The organism is Mesorhizobium sp. B2-1-8 (genome assembly GCF_006442545.2).
Lineage (GTDB): Bacteria > Pseudomonadota > Alphaproteobacteria > Rhizobiales > Rhizobiaceae > Mesorhizobium.
Map to the genome: position 1 here is coordinate 6,167,947 of NZ_CP083952.1, position 18,036 is coordinate 6,185,982.

An 18,036-nucleotide genomic window follows, 5' to 3' on the forward strand; every position below is an offset into this window, starting at 1 on the left:
TACCCCCCGCCGATCCGCAGCTAGAGGTTTGATATCCTACTACCAATGCTCAATCAATATTGTTGCTCGCAATGTTGGGCGCGTGAAGGCTTGTTGTTTGCACAACCAAAGAAGAACCTGCCCCACCATGCTCTCCACCGGCGCCGATCTTACTGAAAATCGAACGCGCTCAGGCCGGTCACCATCTCGTCGAGGCCGAGGGGGCGGGTCACCGGCGGCTCGGCGCGCGCCAGGCAGCCGACACGCTCGCAAAGCCGGCAGGCCGGTCCGATGGGCGTCGCCGCGATGGTGACCGCCCCTACCTTCGGGCCGACTGCCGTGCCGGGCAGGGCCGCGCCATAGACGATGTCGTCGCGAAAACCGATGTCGCAGCCAAGCAGCAGTGCCGTGCGGCGCGGGCGTTCGGAGAATGCGCCTTGCGGTCCTTCCAGCGTGCGGGCGATGCACAGGAACTCGGCGCCGTCGGGCATTTCCACCGCCTCGACGAAGATCTGGCCGGGTTGGGTGAAGGCGACATGCACGGGAAGCTTGGGACAGCCGCCGCCAAATCGGCTTTGCGGAAAGCCCTGGCTGCCGGCCTTGCGAAAGCGATTTCCGGCATTGTCGACCTCGAGCATGAAGAAGGGCACGCCAGAAGCACCTTGCCGCTGCAGCATGGTCAGGCGGTTTGCCGCCTGCTCGAAGGAGACGCCAAAGCGCGAGCGCAGGACGTCGATGTCATAGCGTGAGCGAACGGCCGCCGCGTGAAAGGGCTGGTAAGGCATCATCAGCGCATGGGCGGCATAGCGGCCGAGTTCGAAGCGGGCAAGGCGGCGCGCCTCGTCCGTGGCCAGCCTTAGCGCCTGGATCTCGCCGGCGACCGCGACCGTCATGCGGATCAGGCAGGCCTCCATCGCGACTTCACGCAACTGGTCGAATGGCGACAGGCGCTCGGACAGGAACAGGCGCTGCGAGTGACGGTCGTAGCGGCGGCGCCAGTTCGGCATGGTGGCGACCGGCAGAACCTTGACCACGATGCCGTATTCGCGCCTCAGCCATGCCTTCAAGGCGCCAAACAGGTCGTCGCCGGGATCGAGCACCGACGTGAACGCCTCGGCCTCTTCCTCGAGCGAGGAAAAATGGTTCGGCCGCCGCTCGAAAATCTCGTGCACCTCGTCGATCGGCAGCCGGGCGCCGGAGAGCGCGGTCGCACGGCCCTCGCGCGCCAGAAGCTCGTTGATGTCGGACAGCCGCTCGGCCTGCTCGCGATAGGCGCGGAACAGTTTTATCACCGCCGCGGAGGCATTGGGCGCCGCCTCGGCAAGCTCGATCAGTTCCTGGTCCCCCGGCAGCTCGCCGACCAGCAGCGGATCGGTGAACACCTCCTTCAGGCCAGCGACCGACCCCCTCGCCTCGCCCTGAAGCTCATGCGGATCGACCTTGTAGACGGAGGCCAACCTCAGGATCAGCTGCACCGTCAGCGGCCGCTGGTTGCGCTCGATCAGGTTGAGGTAGGAGGGCGAGATGCCGAGCCCCTCGGCCATCGCCGTCTGGGTCAGGCCCTTGGCGTTGCGGATGCGGCGAATGCGCGGCCCGGCGAAAATCTTCTGGTCAGCCATCGACTATCCTTGACAGGAAATTACATGAAATCAGTCGCGATCCCGGCTTGCTTGCCTCTACAGGATTGACAAATTTACAATGCCTCCCTGTCAAACACAATACAGATTTTCCCTTATATCCGGTGGGATTTGCTGATTTTCCTGGCTCATTTTGCGGCGCAATGTAAATTCAGTCACATAGAAGTACCCACGACAACTGGCGCACGGACATCGCGCAGAAACCCTTCGGAGCGACCAATGACTGATTTTTACAACCTTGTCCCCTCGGCGCCTGAAGGCCGCTTCGACGGCATTGAACGCCCCTATTCGCCGGAGGACGTGAAGCGGCTGCGCGGTTCCGTGCAGATCAGACAGAGCCTTGCCGAAATGGGTGCCAACCGGCTGTGGAAGCTCATCCACGAAGAGGACTTCGTCAATGCATTGGGCGCCATGTCCGGCAACCAGGCGATGCAGCAGGTGCGTGCGGGGCTGAAGGCGATCTATCTGTCGGGCTGGCAGGTTGCCGCTGACGCGAACACCGCCTCGGCGATGTATCCGGACCAGTCGCTCTATCCGGCCAATGCGGCGCCCGAACTGGTCAAGCGTATCAACCGCACGCTGCAGCGCGCCGACCAGATCGAGACCTCCGAAGGCAAGGGGCTTTCCGTCGAGACCTGGTTCGCGCCGATCGTTGCCGATGCGGAAGCCGGCTTCGGCGGCCCGCTCAACGCCTTCGAGATCATGAAGGCGTTCATCGAGGCGGGTGCCGCCGGCGTCCACTATGAGGACCAGCTGGCGTCGGAGAAGAAGTGCGGCCATCTCGGCGGCAAGGTGCTGATCCCGACCGCGGCGCACATCCGCAACCTCAACGCGGCGCGGCTCGCGGCCGACGTGATGGGCACGCCCACCCTGGTCGTGGCACGGACCGACGCGGAAGCGGCAAAGCTGCTCACTTCCGATATCGATGAGCGCGACCAGCCCTTCGTCGACTATGATGCCGGCCGTACGGTGGAAGGCTTCTATCAGGTCAGGAACGGCATCGAGCCTTGCATCGCGCGGGCCATTGCCTATGCGCCCCACGCCGACCTGATCTGGTGCGAGACCTCGAAGCCCGACCTGGCCCAGGCCAAGAAATTCGCCGAGGGGGTGCGCAGGCACCATCCGGGCAAGCTGCTCGCCTATAATTGCTCGCCGTCATTCAACTGGAAGAAGAATCTCGACGACGCAACGATCGCCAAGTTCCAGCGGGAACTGGGCGCCATGGGCTACAAGTTCCAGTTCATTACGCTGGCCGGCTTCCACCAGCTCAACTACGGCATGTTCGAACTCGCCCGCGGCTATAAGGCGCGGCAGATGGCGGCCTATTCCGAGTTGCAGGAAGCGGAATTCGCGGCGGAAGCCAATGGCTATACCGCGACCAAGCACCAGCGTGAGGTCGGCACCGGCTATTTCGATGCCGTCTCGATGGCGATCACCGGGGGCCGGTCGTCGACCACCGCCATGCATGAATCGACCGAGCACGCGCAGTTCAAGCCGGCAGCGGAGTGAGCTCGCCAAAAAAGACGACCAACAGAGGAAACGCCCGAGAGGGCAAGGACATAGGAGAAGACCAATGGCATCGATAAGCCGTGTCAAGGAACGGGCGGAAGAGCAATCGACCACGATGAGCGTCGACCAGCAGGCGACGATCCGCATGCTGGCCAACGATCTGCACAGGCTGAACCAGTCGGTGATGAAGGCGGTCGAGGCGGGCGTCTCGGTGGAGCTCGTGCGCTCTGCAAGGCACCATGGCGGCGACGGCAATTGGGGCGATCTGCTGATCCCGGTGATCGTCACGCAGCAGAGCCATGGCTGATCGGAATCGTCCAAGCGGCCCTTCACCTGCGCAATGTATGCGCAGGTGAATTTTATTTTTACGCAACCGAACGATGGACAGAGCAGTACAGTACTGTTGCTTGAATCCACTGTTGTGGAGGGCGACAGCAGGTTCTTTTATTTCAACTTGACATAGGGTCCGATCTCACGCCAATTGTCGCCCAGATTCAACTCTGCATTGAAATAGGGGCGAACTTCTTGGCCGACTTGGGTGCCCAGTGAATCGCGATGGCGAGACCGCAAAACATGTGAATCTGATGACTCGGGATTCAAGCACGGAGACGATCCGCGATCTCTCGCGGGTGCTTGTTGTCGGGAAATCGCCGATCAACCGGGTCGTCGTATCGAAGATCGTCGAGCGGTCCGGGCTCAGACCAATCTCGGAATCGCCGGATATCGCGGCGAAAACCTTGCGGACGCTGGTGCCGGGAGCAATTGTCCTCGACGGCGGTCCCGACAACAAGGACTGCGACCATCTGATGCCCGGCATCGAAACGTTGCGCCGGGCTTCGGGCAAATCGCTTCCTCCCGTGATCCTGCTTTCAACCAAGAATGGCACGCCAGAGAGCCTTGGCCTGGCGAATGTCGTCGATGTGGTGGTGGCCAAGCCGATCACGCCCGAACGGCTGCAACCGGTGATCGATCGTCTGATCAGCCGCTGAGGCAATTCCGGGAAAGTCGTGCAGCGGTTTTCCGTCCGGAATTATGCAAAAGGCAAATAATCAAAGGCGCGATCAGCCCGACTTCGCGATGCTTTCTATCAGTTCCGGCAATTGACCGAGATCGGATATCTGACGGAAACGCGGCTCTGCGACCGGCGCCTCGACATGTTCGAGCACCCAGGTCAGTTCGTGCGGCACATGAACGCCCCAGCCGCCTGCCTCGATGGCTGGCACCACGTCCGACTTCAGCGAATTGCCAACCATCATGCTCCTTGCCGGGCCGTCGCCATGGCGGTTGAAGAGGCGCGCATAGGTCGCGGCAGTCTTGTCGCTGACGATCTCGACAGCGTCGAACAGGTCGCCCAGGCCGGAGCCGGCCAGCTTGCGTTCCTGATCGAACAGATCGCCCTTGGTGATCAGCACGAGGCGGAAGGTGCCGGCGAGTTTCTCGACCGTCTCGCGTGCATGCGGCAAGGGCTCGATCGGATGGCCCAGCATCTGGCGACCGGCGTCGAGAATCTCCGCTATGACCGAGGCCGGCACGCGCCCATCGGTGACCTCGATCGCCGTTTCGATCATCGAGAGCGTAAATCCCTTGATGCCGAAGCCATAGATCGCAAGGTTGCGCCGCTCGGCCTCCAACAGCCGCGCCGAGATCTGCTGCTCCTCACCATGATCGGCCAGCATGGCGGCAAAGCGCTTTTCCGTCATGCGGAAGAATTGTTCGTTCTGCCAAAGCGTGTCGTCGGCATCGAAGCCGATCGTGGTCAGTTCGCTGCTGGTTCGCATCGCCGGCTTCTCAAAGTGCGGGAAGACACCAATCCTAAGCCGACCGGCAGGCGATTTTCAACCTGCAACGGCAAATGCCGGCGGTGGCTCCCCTTCCCTTCCATCGCGCGGCACGGCTATACTTCGAAATCCGCAACCCAATCTGGTGAATGATGCCGCCTGCAAAAAAGGAAGTCCGTCCGTCGAGCCGCGGAGGACGGGCGCGCACGCCTGCCTTTGTGAAAAACCTGCGGGGTGTGAAGAACTGGAAGGAAGTCAGCGATTGGCTGGAATGGCGCGGCATCGAGGATATCGAATGCATCACGCCAGATCAGGCCGGCGTGGCGCGCGGCAAGATGATGCCGTCGAAGAAATTCACCTCCAATACCTCACTGGCGCTGCCCTCGGCCGTCTTCATGACGACGATTTCCGGCGGCTATCCGGAGGACGGCAACGGCTTTCACTACCCGGAAGACGACGGCGACCTCAAGTTGATGCCCGACCTGTCGACCTTGACCGTAGTGCCCTGGGAAGAAGACCCGACGGCCGCCGTCATCTGCGACCTCGTTCACCAGGACGGCCGCTCGGTCGAATTCACGCCGCGCAATGTGCTGAAACGAGTGCTGGCGGCCTATGACAAGCTTGGGCTGAAGCCGGTCGTGGCGCCCGAGATCGAATTCTATCTCGTGCGCAAGAATCCGGACCCGGACTATCCATTGACCCCGCCCGTCGGCCGCTCGGGGCGCGCGATCGGCGGCGGCGCCGGCTATTCGATCGCCGGCGTCAACGAGTTCGACGAACTGATCGACGACATCTACCATTTCTCCGAAAGCCAAGGGCTGGAGATCGACACGCTCATCCACGAAGAGGGTGCCGGCCAGCTCGAGATCAATCTGCGCCATGGCGACCCGATCGAACTGGCCGACCAGGTGTTCATGTTCAAGCGCACCATCCGTGAGGCGGCACTCAAGCACGAGATCTACGCGACCTTCATGGCCAAGCCGATCCAGGGCCAACCGGGCTCGGCCATGCATATCCACCAGTCGATCGTCGAAAAGAAGACGGGCAGGAACATCTTTTCGGCCGAGGATGGTTCCGAAACCGAGGCTTTCTTCCATTTCATCGGCGGCATGCAGAAGCACGTGCCGAACGCGTTGGTGATGTTCGCGCCCTACGTCAACTCCTACCGGCGGCTGACGCAGGCGGCATCGGCTCCGGTCAACAACAAATGGGGCTACGACAACCGTACCACGGCGTTCCGCGTGCCGCGTTCCGACCCCGCGGCGCGGCGCGTCGAGAACCGCATTCCGTCCTCCGACGCCAATCCCTACCTGGCGCTGGCGGCCTCGCTCGCCTGCGGGCTGATCGGCATCACCAGGAAGATCAAGGCCGAACCGCCGGTGCTGACGACCGCCAACGCGGATGAGATCGACCTGCCCCGCAGCCTGCTCGAAGCCGTCGACCTGTTCGAAGGCGACGAGGAACTCGGCGCACTGCTGGGCAAGTCCTTCGCCGCCACCTATGCCGCGATCAAGCGCGCGGAATTCGAGACGTTCATGGAAGTGATCAGTCCGTGGGAGCGGGAATATCTGCTGCTCAACGTCTGACCAGTCATGAACTATCAATCCCCAATTTCGCCCGGCCGCTCCTGGTATGAGGACACGGCTGGGCCACGGCCTGAATATCCGCTACTCGACGGCGACCGGACCTGCGATGTCGTCATCATCGGCGGTGGGTTTACCGGCCTGTCGGCGGCGGTTTATCTGGCCAAGGCTGGAGCGGACGTGGTGCTGATCGAGGCGCATCGCTTCGGCGATGGCGCTTCCGGGCGCAATGGCGGCCAGCTCGGCACCGGGCAGCGCGCCTGGGCCGAGGATCTGGAGGCCGAATATGGCCTTTCCCGCGCCAAGGCACTGTTCGATCTCGCGGAGGAGGCCAAAGCCCACCTGCTTGACTTCGCGGCCGTCAATCAGATCGATATCGACTACATGCCAGGCCAGCTTTCGGTCGCGCACAAGCCGCGCTATGTCGATGATTACAAGGCGCATGCCGAGATCATGGCCAATCGCTTTTCCTACCCGCACATCTCATTCATGGATGCGAAGGAGACGGCGGAGCGGCTGGGCTCGAGCGCCTATTTCGGCGGCACGCGCGACACCGGCACCGGCCACATCCATCCGATGAAACTGGTGATCGGCACTGCGCGGGTGGCGGCACAGGCCGGCGCGCACCTGTTCGAAGGGACGCCATCGACCGGCATCATTTCCGCAGGGGGCAAGGTCAAGGTTTCCACGCCGAGAGGGACGATCTCGGCGCAGAAATGCCTGATCGCGGTCAATGCCTATGGCGGTACGCTCGAGCCGGTCAGTGCCGCGCACATAATGCCGATCGGATCCTTCATCGGCGCGACCGTGCCGCTGGGGTCTGATTCGAAAGTGCTGCCGGGCGGCGAATCGGTCGACGATTCCCGTTTCGTCGTGCGCTATTTCCGCAAATCCAGGGATGGCCGGCTGCTGTTCGGTGGACGCGAGGTCTATGGCGTCAACGATCCGAAGGATATCCACATCCACATTCGCCGCCAGATCGCGGAACTCTATCCGGCACTGAGCGATGTCGAGATCACCCATGGCTGGGGCGGTTATGTCGGCATCACTGTGCCGAGAAAGCCGTTCGTGCGCGAAGTGATGCCGAATGTGATCTCGGCCGGCGGCTATTCGGGTCACGGCGTCATGCTGTCCAACTTCTTCGGCAAACTCTATGCCGAAACCGTCGCCGGCAACCGCGACCGGCTGAAGCTGATCGAGGGGCTGAAAATTCCGCCATTTCCTGGCGGCCGCCGGTTCCGCGCGCCGCTGCTTTTCCTCGCGCTCAACTGGTTCGCGCTGCGGGACAGGATCTAATGCGTCGTGCAAAAGTGACCTGCTCGGGGAAGAACGACCTGCATCAAAACAAGATCTAAAAGTGCGTTGTATAAGTCCGTTTCGAGGCGACGTGCTTTAGGCAGAGATTGGATGGCCGTTATCCCATGCGATCACGATCTCATGTAATATTGTAATATCCATGTAACATTTGTTGCCCGGGCGACACATTGCGGAATTGCCGGCAAAGGCGCAGAATCCTTGGTAATGGCGTACTGATGCCACAATCGCGGGCGAAAGGTCCGCATCTGGGCGATTGTTCGGGGATTGTTGCGGGCCTGTCCGCGTTTTTGGACCGATGCTGATCGAACGCATAATTTGCGATATCTGATCGAAAGAACACCGGCCCGCTTATGGAGGTGGCAAGAGTGAGAGAGCCCTTCAGTTTCGGTGCTCCGGAACGTCGGCGCTTTGCCATGCAGTTCGGCTATGACATGCGCCCGTCATTCTGGCAGGGAGTCCGTTCGAACTCGCACCTGGTTATTGCCGCGGTCGGCACCGCCGCACTGCTCGGCGTTGCCGCCGTGGCACTCTGGCTGGCATTGCCGACCAGCGAGAGGCAAGCGGCCGCCAGCCCCGCGCAGAGCATTCCAGCCATTCCGGTGAAGACGACGAAAGTTCCCCCCTCCGGGACGACGGTGACTGCGGCGGCCGTGACGCCGCGGGCGGAGCGCAAGTCCAGCCAGGTCTCACCGGCCATGGCAGCGGCGGCGGTTAATATACAAGCGCTTGCGGCCAATGATCCCCGCTGGACCGGGGCACAGCCGAAGGCTGCTGCCGCGGCAACTGATCCCGATCAAACAGCCGCCCCCGGCCAGGTAACCAAGCAGCCTGAGCCGGCGCCTGGCAAAACAGCGGCAGCATTCGCCCAATCGTCTGCCGATACCGATGCCACCGACGAGCTTGCCAAGGTTGCCGCGTCGAGCCCGCCTGCGAATAGCAGCAACCCCGATGGCGCGCAGACCGCAGCCATTCCGGAGACGCAGCCGCAAGCACCGGAACAAAAGCCCGCGAATGCACAAGGCGGGGATAACGCAGCCAAAGCGAAGCCGCACAAGGTGGCGGCGGCGGGCAGCGGCCATATTCTCAGGACTGTGACCATGCGCAGTGCTCCGAAGAAGGGCGCTACCCCCATCGGCACGGTGCCTGCCCGGACTTCAGTGCAACTGATAGGCTGCAAGAAGTGGTGCGAGATCGTCTACAACGGCAAGCACGGCTGGGTGTACAAGAGCTACGTCAAGCCCGGCGCGTAATATCCGAAGATCGCCGCATTCAGATGCAGCGCCCGCCATCGACTTCCAGCGCCACGCCGGTGATGAAGGCGGCCTCATCCGAGGCCAGCCATAGCGCCGCATTGGCGATATCGAGCGGAGTCGACAGCCGCCCGAGCGGGATCGAGGCGCGGAATGTCTCGCGGATCTCGGGCGTATCAGCGCCCATGAATTTCTCCAGCATGCCGGTCTCGCCGGCCACCGGGCAGAGGCAGTTGACGCGGATGTTCTTCGGCGCGAGCTCCACCGCCATCGACTTGGTGGCGGTGATCGCCCAGCCCTTCGAGGCATTGTACCATGTGAGGCCGGGCCGAGGCCGCAGGCCAGCGGTGGACGCCGTGGTCAGGATGACGCCACCACCCTGCCGCTCCATGATAGGCACGACGGCAAGCGCGGCGTGATAGATCGCCTTCATGTTGACTGATGTAATCAGGTCGAAGGTTTCCTCATCGACCTTGAGCATGTCGCCATTACGATGGGTGAACCCGGCATTGTTGACCATGATGTCGATGCGGCCGAAGGCGCTTTTGGCCGCATAGACCATCTCGTCGAACTCGGAGCGCAACGAGACATCGGTCTGCGTCCAGATTGCCGCCGCGCCGATCTCGCCTGCGACGCGTTCCGCCCCCTTGGCGTTGAGATCGGCAACGACGACCCTGGCGCCCTCTTGCGCGAAGCGCTTGGCCATGCCTTCGCCGAAGCCTGATGCCGCACCGGTTATAATGGCGACCTTGTTTTCCAAACGCATGCGTTTACCGCTCCCTGGGTTCATCGCGCAGCTTGCACGGAAGGGTGACAACCCGGCCGGTGCCGCGACGGGGTACGATTTCTCCCTTAGCTTTCGTCACATTCAGGTTCTATGCTGCAACTGCGAAAGCTTCCGGAGTCTTCGTTCACCGACAAGCCTCCAGGTGGCGCCAGTGTCAAGCGCACGGGTGGACCCATTCGATATCAAGCGATTGGTCCTCGATGTGACAGCATGGCACTGGAAAGTTTAAATCGATTAGAATATATCAGCCGCGTACTCGCGACCGGCGTCAAAGCGGACAGACCATGACCAGCCAGATCATCCCCGTCGACCCCTTCGACTTCATCATCTTCGGCGGCACCGGCGACCTGTCGGAGCGCAAGCTGCTGCCGTCGCTCTACTACCGCCAGCGCGACCATCAATTCTCCGAGCCGACGCGCATCATCGGCACGTCGCGCTCGAAAATGAGCGACGAGGAATTCCAGGCCTTCGCCAGGCAGGCGATTTCGGACCATGTCAAGCCGGCCGACATCGATGCCAAGGAGTTGAAGACCTTCCTGGCGCGGCTTTCCTACGTCCCGGCCGATGCGACGAGCGGCGCCGGCTTCGACAAGCTGAAGAAGGCGATCGGCGAAAGCGACCACATCCGCGCCTTCTACCTGGCCGTGGCGCCGGCACTGTTCGGCGATATCTCGCACAAGCTCAAAGAGCACAATCTGATCACGCCGAATTCGCGCATCGTGCTGGAGAAGCCGATCGGTCGCGACCTCGCCTCGGCGCAGGCGCTCAACGACCTGGTCGGCGACGACTTCCACGAAAGCCAGATTTTCCGCATCGACCATTATCTCGGCAAAGAGACGGTGCAGAACCTGATGGCGCTGCGCTTTGCCAATGCGCTCTACGAGCCGCTGTGGAACTCCGCCCATATCGACCACGTGCAGATCACCGTCGCCGAGACCGTTGGCCTGGAAGACCGCGTCACCTATTACGACAAGGCTGGCGCGCTTCGCGACATGGTGCAGAACCACATGCTTCAGCTGCTTTGCCTCGTCGCCATGGAAGCACCGTCGTCGATGGACGCCGACGCGGTGCGCGACGAGAAGCTGAAGGTGCTGCGGGCGCTGAAGCGCATCAACGGCAACGAAGCGCCCAAGCACACCGTGCGTGGCCAGTATCGCGCCGGCGCGTCGGCTGGCGGACCGGTGAAAGGTTATGTCGAGGAGCTCGGCAAGGACAGCAACACCGAGACCTTCGTCGCCATCAAGGCCGAGATCGGTACCTGGCGCTGGGCAGGTGTTCCGTTTTATCTCAGGACCGGGAAGCGGCTGACGACCCGGGTTTCGGAAATCGTCATCGAGTTCAAGCCGATCCCGCATTCGATCTTCGGCGACAGCGGCGCGGGACCGATCTTCGCCAACCAGTTGGTCATCCGGCTGCAGCCGGACGAAGGCGTCAAGCAGTACATCATGATCAAGGATCCGGGCCCGGGCGGCATGCGGCTGCGTCAGATCTCGCTCGACATGAGTTTCGCGCAGTCTTTCGACGGCCGCGCGCCCGACGCCTATGAACGGCTGATCATGGATGTCATCCGTGGCAACCAGACCCTGTTCATGCGTCGCGACGAGGTGGAAGCCGCCTGGAAGTGGATCGACCCGATTCAGAATGCCTGGGAAGGCGCCAAGCAGGAAGCACAGGGCTATACGGCAGGCACATGGGGGCCGTCGGCATCGATAGCGCTGATCGAACGTGACGGGCGGACATGGCACGAGAGCAATTGAACAGCGCCGGCTACAACTGGAATGCCTTTGCCGACCGTCCGCAGCTGGCCTCGGCGCTGGCTGGCCGCGTCGCCGACCGCCTGACGAAGGCGATCGACCGGCGCGGGGTGGCGTTGCTGGCTGTCTCCGGCGGCACGACGCCGGCAAAGTTCTTCGCCGCGCTCTCTGCGGCGCCGATCGCCTGGGACAAGGTGATCGTGACGCTGGTCGACGAACGCTTCGTGCCGGCCTCCTCGCCGCGATCCAATGCCGGGCTGGTGGCAGCAAACCTGCTGCAGAACGCGGCCAAGGCGGCCCGTTTCGTGCCGCTCTATCATGATGCCATCGGCATCGAGGATGCCGCGGCTTCCGACGATGCGGCACTGCGATCCCTGCCCTGGCCGCTCGATGCCGTGGTGCTCGGCATGGGGCCAGACGGCCACACCGCCTCGTTCTTTCCCGACGCCGACGATCTGCCGAAGCTGCTCGACCCGGCCTCCGGCCGGATCATCCTGCCCGTTCATGCCAAAAGCGCCGGCGAGCCGCGGCTGACCCTGACGCTCGCCCGCATCATCGACGCGGGTTTCCTCGCCTTGCACATAGAGGGTGAGGACAAGCGCGTCGCCTTCGACAACGCTATCGCGCCCGGACCGCGTAAGCCGATCCGCGCCGTGCTCGACGCATCGCCCAAGCCCGTGGAGGTTTTCTGGGCGCCCTGATTTCAAGTTTACAAATGGTCCCGGCAACGGCGGGAGGATGTTTCCGGGACCTCGGCTGAAAGGACCTGATGCCATGACTGCAAGACGCGATATCGAAGCCATCACCGAGCGGATACGCCAGCGCTCCAAACCGGGCCGTGAGCGTTACCTCAGCCGTATCGCCGAAGCGTCGAACCAGACCGCCAACCGGTCGGTGCTGTCCTGCGGCAATCTTGCCCACGGGTTCGCGGTGTGCAGCCCCTCGGAAAAGCTGGCGCTCGGCGCCGACAAGGTGCCCAATCTCGGCATCATCACCTCCTACAACGACATGCTGTCGGCGCATCAGCCCTTCGAGACCTTCCCGGCCCTGATCAAGCGGGCCGCGCACGAGGCCGGCGGCATCGCCCAGGTCGCCGGCGGCGTGCCGGCGATGTGCGATGGCGTGACACAAGGCCAGCCCGGCATGGAGCTGTCGCTGTTCTCGCGCGACGTGATCGCCATGGCAGCCGCGATCGGCCTGTCGCACAACATGTTCGACGCCGCCGTCTATCTCGGCGTCTGTGACAAGATCGTGCCGGGACTGGTGATCGCCGCACTGACCTTCGGCCATCTGCCGGCGGTGTTCATTCCGGCCGGCCCGATGACGACAGGCCTGCCCAACGATGAGAAGGCCAAGGTCCGCCAACTCTATGCCGAGGGCAAGGCAGGTCGCGCCGAACTCTTGGAAGCCGAGTCCAAGTCATACCATGGGCCAGGCACTTGCACCTTCTACGGCACGGCCAATTCCAACCAGATGCTGATGGAGATGATGGGCCTGCACACGCCGGGCGCGTCCTTCGTCAATCCAGGCACGCCGTTGCGCGATGCCTTGACCCGCGAAGCGACGAAGCGGGCGCTGGCGATCACCGCGCTGGGCAATGCCTATACGCCGGTCGGGCGGATGATTGACGAACGCTCGTTCGTCAACGGCGTCGTCGGCCTGCATGCAACCGGCGGCTCGACCAACCACACCATCCACCTGATCGCCATGGCGGCTGCCGCCGGCATTGCGCTGACCTGGCAGGATATTTCCGATCTCTCGGAAGCGGTGCCGCTGCTCGCGCGCGTCTATCCGAACGGCCTTGCCGACGTGAACCATTTCCACGCGGCGGGCGGGCTCGGCTTCCTGATCCGCGAACTGCTCGACGAAGGCATCCTGCACGAGGATGTGCAGACGGTGTGGGGCGAGGGCCTGCGGCCCTACGCGGTCGAGGCAAAGCTCGGCGCCGACGGCAGCGTGGTGCGCGAGGCATCGCCTCGTGACAGCGGCGACGAAAAGGTGCTGGCGCCGTTCAACAAGGCGTTCCAGCCGACCGGTGGCCTCAAGGTGCTTTCAGGCAATCTTGGCCATGCCGTTATCAAGACTTCGGCCGTCAAGCCGGAGCGACGCGTCATCGAGGCGCCGGCCAAGGTGTTCGATAGCCAGCAGGGGCTGAACGACGCTTTCAAGGCCGGTACGCTCACCGGTGATTTCATCGCCGTCATCCGCTTCCAGGGGCCGAAGGCCAACGGCATGCCGGAACTGCACAAGCTGACCACCGTGCTCGGCATCCTGCAGGACCGCGGCCAACGTGTCGCGCTGGTCACGGACGGGCGCATGTCGGGCGCCTCCGGCAAGGTGCCGGCGGCGATCCATGTGACGCCGGAAGCGGTCGAGGAAGGACCGATCGCGCGGATCCATGACGGCGACGTCATCCGCCTCGACGCCGATGCCGGGACGCTGGAGGTGCTGGTGCCAGGGACCGAAATGGCGCTGCGCCGCACCGCCGAAGCCGATCTGATCGGCAACGAATTCGGCTTCGGTCGCGAGCTTTTCGCTGGCTTCCGGCAGTTGGTGGGCCGCGCCGATCACGGCGCCAGTGCCTTCGGAACCGCCTGACGCATTCCATGCGACATGAAAAAGGGCGGCTCGTGGCCGCCCTTTTTGCTGGTCGAAATCGCAATCCTCATTGCACCGTCAGTTCAACCCGCTCTCCAGCCTTCACGGTCACGGTGCCTTCCTTCTTGCTGTTGTCCGCCTTCTCCGAGATCACCGCGTAGTCGCCCGCCGCTATCGCGGCCTGATACTTCTCGTCATAGGCGTAGCCGATCGACTTGCGATTGCCATTGATGTCCTTCTTCGTCTCGAAAATCTCGATCTTGGAGGTGCCGGGCGCCGTGATCGCCAGCACGCCGGCATTCATGGTGGCCTTGAGGTCCTGGAACTCGCCGACCTTGACGCTGAAAGGCTGTTCCACGACCGCGAGGTCAACCGTCGCGATCAACACATAGTCATCGGGCGGCAGGTCGAACTTGCTGTCGGGGCCATAGGCATACGTGACCTCGTCGCGGGTGCCATCGATCTTCTTCTTGGCCTTGAGCACCTTGAAGCCGATGCCTGAACCATCGGCCTTGTCGCCGCCGGCCGCATAATAGGCGTTGGCAACGATATGGCCGACGCCGACGATGATGTCCTTGTCGATCACCCTGCCGGCAGCGAGCGGAATCGTTTCGGTGACCACGCCCTGCCCGATCGTGACGGTCACTTTCTCGTCGCCGGCCGGCAAGACCACTTTCGTGTCTCCATAATAGGTCGGGGGGTTGTCGACGCTGGGATAGGCGATCACGACAGCCGCCCCGCTGGCCACATCGGCACCTTGGCTGGGGCGCGGATGCAGGATCAGCGTGCCCGCATTCAAGGTGAACAGCGGCCTGTAGACCTGGCCTGCCTCGATCTTGACCTTCTGCTCCACCTTGGCCTCGCCGTCGCGCGCGACGATGATGTAGTCGCCCGGTTCCAGAGTGGCTTTGTACTCGCCGTATTCGGTGGTGATGTTGTCGCCGCGCGTGCCGTCCGATTTGGCCTTGTAGACTTCCCAGGCATTGCCGTCGGTGACGGGATCGCCGCCCTCGGCCAGCACCACGGTCGGCATGAAATTGAACTCGGACTTTGCCGGCTCGGGCGCTGGAGCGGGGGCCGGTGCCGGCTCGGGCGCTGGTGCCGCGACGGTCTCGACCAGCGCTTCCTGCAGCGCCTTCTCGTCGGAAGCCTGGATGTATTTGCCGCCGGTGTTGTCGGCGAGGCAGGCGATCTGCTTGCCTTCGTCGGCGGTCAGGCCGAAGCCGACGACGTCGGCGGTGAAATCGACGCCGGACGCCTTCAACTCCTTGCCAAGCGCACAAGGGTCGCCGCCGCAGGTTTCGAGACCATCGGTGATGAGGACGACGGTCGCCTTGTCCTCGGTGTATTTCAGCGCTTCGGCCGCCTGCTTGACGGCTGCCGTCAGCGGCGTCTTGCCGAGGAACTTCATACTGTCGGCGGCGGCCGAGATCGCGCTCGCCGAGCCTGCCTGAGGCGGCACGATGAGTTGGATGTCGTCGCAGCTGCCTTTCTCGCGATGGCCATAGGCCATGAAGCCGATCTCGTCGTCAGCGGGAACTGATTGAAGCACGGTCCTCAGCGATTCACGGGCGATTTCCAGCTTGGGCTTGCCATCGATCTGCGCCCACATCGATCCCGACGCGTCGAGGATGATGATGACCTTGTTGGCGGCAAAGCCGAATGTCGTCATCGACAAAAGGAGGATCGCCGCAGCGACGCTCCGTGCAAGTCCCGCCATCGAAATCTCCTGAGTTAGCCCCCTCGTCCGCCGGCTGAAGCTATTTGAGCGCGTGCCGGGACACAAGCCACCGCTGTCAACGAAGCTCGCATAGGCTCCCGCGTACCAATTCAATAGGTCGTGCGGCGCTCTTCCGAGGGCGGGCGGCCAAACTGCAGTCGATAGCTCTGGGCAAAATAGGAATGCGAGGTGAAGCCGGTCGCGATCGCCACATCGAGGATCGGCATGTTGGTCTGGCGCAGCAATTCTCGCGCCCGCTCCAGCCGCAGCCGCATGTAGTAGCGCCCGGGCGTGACGTTGAGATGGCGCAGGAACAACCGCTCCACCTGGCGCACCGAAAGGCCCGCGGACTTGGCGAGTTGCACCGCCGACAGCGGTTCGTCGAGATGATCGGCCATCAGTTCGACGATGCGCCTGAGCTTCTCCGACTTGCCGGTCAGGTCGCGTTCCGGTCCGACGCGCTGACGGTCCCCGGCGGAGCGGATGCGTTCGTGCTGGAACTGGTTGGCGACGCCATTGGCGAGGTTGGAGCCGAAATCGCCGCGCACGATCTCCAGCATCAGATCGATCGAAGTGGTGCCGCCGGCGCAGGTGTAGCGTTTGCGGTCGATCTCGAAGACATTGCCCGTGCAATTGATGTCGGGAAAGCGCTCGACGAAGCCGGCGCGGTTTTCCCAATGGATGGTGCAGCGATAGCCTTCGAGCTGGCCGGCCTCGGCCAGCAGGTAGGATCCGACCGACAAGGCGCCAAGCGCGTTGCCGCGCCGGCCCCAGCTGCGCAACGCCGCCAGAACCTTGCTCTTGCCGGGAAATTCGGTGGTCAGGCCGACCGAGACGAAAAGAATATCGACCGGCGGCAGGTCGGCGACGGCGTAGTCGATCTTGAGCGGCAGGCCGTTGGAGGCCATCACCGGATCGCCATCGGCGGAGACCGTTGTCCAGCCGTAGAAATCGCGGCCAAGCAGGCGGTTCGCCGACCGGAACGTGTCGATCGCGGCGGCCAAGGAGAACATGGAGAACTTGTCGACCAGCAGGAATGCGAACTGCCGGCCGCCTTGAACGGGATCATTCGTGACCGGCCGTTCCGGGGAAACAGAGGGATTCGGCAAAGCTGCGGCTTTCAGGGTCAACCCGGGCTCAGAAGGAAGGCCGCTTCAATCCGGCCGCAAGGTAGGCCGAAGCTAACGTATTGGCCATCAACATGGCAATGGTCATCGGCCCCACACCGCCGGGCACCGGCGTGATGGCGCCTGCCGCCTTGGCCGCTTCGGCATAGGCGACATCGCCGACGAGGCGCGACTTGCCCTCGCCCTTCTCGGGGGCGGGAATGCGGTTGATACCGACATCGATGACGGTGGCGCCGGGCTTGACCCAGTCGCCCCTGATCATCTCGGGCCTGCCGACTGCCGCGACAAGGATGTCGGCCGTGCGGGCAAGCGCCGGCAGGTCCTTTGTGCGGCTGTGGGCGATGGTGACGGTGCAGTTGGCGGCAAGCAGCAGATTGGCCATCGGCTTGCCGACGATGTTGGAGCGGCCGACGACGACGGCGTTGAGGCCGGACAGGTCCTTGCCGCGCACGCGCTCGATCAGGAGCATCGAGCCGGCGGGCGTGCAGGGAACGAAGGCCGTGTCGAGTTCGCCGGTGCCGAGCTTGCCGACATTGATGAAATGGAACCCGTCGACGTCCTTCTGCGGCGCGATCGCCTGGATGATCTTGCCGGCATCGACATGGGCGGGCAGAGGAAGCTGGACCAGGATGCCATTGACGGCCGGGTCGGCGTTGAGCTCGGCGATGAGCTTGAGCAGTGCCGCCTCGGACGTCTCGGCCGGCAGCGTGTGCTGAAGCGAATGAAAGCCGCATTCCTTTGCGGTGCGGGATTTGGAGGCGACGTAGACCTGGCTCGCCGGATCCTCGCCAACGATGACCACGGCCAGACCCGGCTTGGCCTTGCCCTTGGCGACCAGTTCGGAGGTCAGCGCCTTGACCATCCGCACCACGTCTTCGGCGACGCTCTTTCCGTCAATCACTTCGGCCATGAACCACCCTCAATTTCGTTCCGCCTGCCGCCTTCGGAAAAACACAATACAGCGGCGCCGGCGATCTGCAGCGCGGCATTGTCACGA

At 63.1% G+C, this 18,036-nt stretch carries 15 protein-coding genes; 9 read left to right on the plus strand and 6 right to left on the minus strand.

Going from position 1 to position 18,036, the window contains the following annotated elements:
* Nucleotides 1-149: 149 nt before the first annotated feature.
* Entirely contained in the window at nucleotides 150-1,598 is a 1,449-nt protein-coding gene (locus FJ970_RS30175) for a helix-turn-helix domain-containing protein (RefSeq protein ID WP_140758944.1), read from the minus strand.
* A gap of 237 nt (nucleotides 1,599-1,835) precedes the next feature.
* On the opposite strand from FJ970_RS30175, the gene aceA reads away from it, so the two are divergent.
* The 3 genes from aceA to FJ970_RS30190 all read left to right on the plus strand — a co-directional run bounded on the left by aceA (nucleotide 1,836) and on the right by FJ970_RS30190 (nucleotide 4,114).
* On the plus strand, nucleotides 1,836-3,125 hold the full coding sequence (aceA, locus tag FJ970_RS30180; RefSeq protein ID WP_140758943.1) for an isocitrate lyase: 1,290 nt from the start codon (nucleotides 1,836-1,838) through the stop codon (nucleotides 3,123-3,125).
* Nucleotides 3,126-3,189: 64 nt separating this feature from the next.
* Nucleotides 3,190-3,432 carry a hypothetical protein gene (locus FJ970_RS30185; protein WP_006202762.1) on the plus strand — a complete coding sequence of 81 codons (243 nt, stop codon included), beginning with the start codon at nucleotides 3,190-3,192 and terminating at the stop codon, nucleotides 3,430-3,432.
* Between the two features lie 277 nt (nucleotides 3,433-3,709).
* On the plus strand, nucleotides 3,710-4,114 hold the full coding sequence (locus tag FJ970_RS30190; RefSeq protein ID WP_140758942.1) for a response regulator: 405 nt from the start codon (nucleotides 3,710-3,712) through the stop codon (nucleotides 4,112-4,114).
* 72 nt (nucleotides 4,115-4,186) lie between these two features.
* Here FJ970_RS30190 and FJ970_RS30195 read toward each other — a convergent pair whose 3' ends face one another.
* The gene (locus FJ970_RS30195; RefSeq protein ID WP_140758941.1) at nucleotides 4,187-4,903 is read right to left on the minus strand and encodes an HAD family hydrolase; all 717 of its coding nucleotides are present in this window, start codon (nucleotides 4,901-4,903) and stop codon (nucleotides 4,187-4,189) included.
* Between the two features lie 149 nt (nucleotides 4,904-5,052).
* Between FJ970_RS30195 and FJ970_RS30200 the strand changes: the two genes are divergently transcribed.
* The 3 genes from FJ970_RS30200 (at nucleotide 5,053) to FJ970_RS30210 (ending at nucleotide 9,053) form a co-directional block, all read left to right on the plus strand.
* Entirely contained in the window at nucleotides 5,053-6,489 is a 1,437-nt protein-coding gene (locus tag FJ970_RS30200) for a glutamine synthetase family protein (protein ID WP_181178615.1), read from the plus strand.
* A gap of 6 nt (nucleotides 6,490-6,495) precedes the next feature.
* A complete protein-coding gene (locus FJ970_RS30205) occupies nucleotides 6,496-7,782 on the plus strand; it encodes an NAD(P)/FAD-dependent oxidoreductase (RefSeq protein WP_140758939.1) in 1,287 nt (428 codons plus the stop codon).
* A gap of 386 nt (nucleotides 7,783-8,168) precedes the next feature.
* On the plus strand, nucleotides 8,169-9,053 hold the full coding sequence (locus FJ970_RS30210; protein ID WP_140758938.1) for an SH3 domain-containing protein: 885 nt from the start codon (nucleotides 8,169-8,171) through the stop codon (nucleotides 9,051-9,053).
* A 19-nt stretch (nucleotides 9,054-9,072) separates the two neighbouring features.
* Here FJ970_RS30210 and FJ970_RS30215 read toward each other — a convergent pair whose 3' ends face one another.
* Entirely contained in the window at nucleotides 9,073-9,819 is a 747-nt protein-coding gene (locus FJ970_RS30215) for an SDR family oxidoreductase (protein WP_140758937.1), read from the minus strand.
* A 305-nt stretch (nucleotides 9,820-10,124) separates the two neighbouring features.
* On the opposite strand from FJ970_RS30215, the gene zwf reads away from it, so the two are divergent.
* From zwf to edd, 3 genes are all read left to right on the plus strand, one after another.
* Nucleotides 10,125-11,597 carry a glucose-6-phosphate dehydrogenase gene (zwf, locus tag FJ970_RS30220; protein ID WP_140758936.1) on the plus strand — a complete coding sequence of 491 codons (1,473 nt, stop codon included), beginning with the start codon at nucleotides 10,125-10,127 and terminating at the stop codon, nucleotides 11,595-11,597.
* Nucleotides 11,579-12,295 (plus strand): 6-phosphogluconolactonase, encoded by a 717-nt coding sequence (pgl, locus tag FJ970_RS30225; protein WP_140758935.1) that lies wholly within the window; start codon nucleotides 11,579-11,581, stop codon nucleotides 12,293-12,295. The genes zwf and pgl overlap by 19 nt, the downstream gene beginning before the upstream one ends.
* Before the next feature lie 73 nt (nucleotides 12,296-12,368).
* Nucleotides 12,369-14,192, plus strand: a complete 1,824-nt coding sequence (gene edd / locus FJ970_RS30230; RefSeq protein WP_140758934.1) for a phosphogluconate dehydratase — start codon at nucleotides 12,369-12,371, stop codon at nucleotides 14,190-14,192.
* A 67-nt stretch (nucleotides 14,193-14,259) separates the two neighbouring features.
* Here edd and FJ970_RS30235 read toward each other — a convergent pair whose 3' ends face one another.
* The 3 genes from FJ970_RS30235 to folD all read right to left on the minus strand — a co-directional run bounded on the left by FJ970_RS30235 (nucleotide 14,260) and on the right by folD (nucleotide 17,949).
* Nucleotides 14,260-15,912, minus strand: coding sequence for a vWA domain-containing protein (locus tag FJ970_RS30235; protein WP_140758933.1), 1,653 nt, complete (start codon nucleotides 15,910-15,912; stop codon nucleotides 14,260-14,262).
* Between the two features lie 110 nt (nucleotides 15,913-16,022).
* A complete protein-coding gene (locus tag FJ970_RS30240) occupies nucleotides 16,023-17,042 on the minus strand; it encodes a GlxA family transcriptional regulator (RefSeq protein WP_181178613.1) in 1,020 nt (339 codons plus the stop codon).
* Nucleotides 17,043-17,049: 7 nt separating this feature from the next.
* Complete coding sequence (folD, locus tag FJ970_RS30245) at nucleotides 17,050-17,949, minus strand: bifunctional methylenetetrahydrofolate dehydrogenase/methenyltetrahydrofolate cyclohydrolase FolD (protein WP_140758932.1); 900 nt, start codon at nucleotides 17,947-17,949, stop codon at nucleotides 17,050-17,052.
* Nucleotides 17,950-18,036 lie beyond the last annotated feature (87 nt).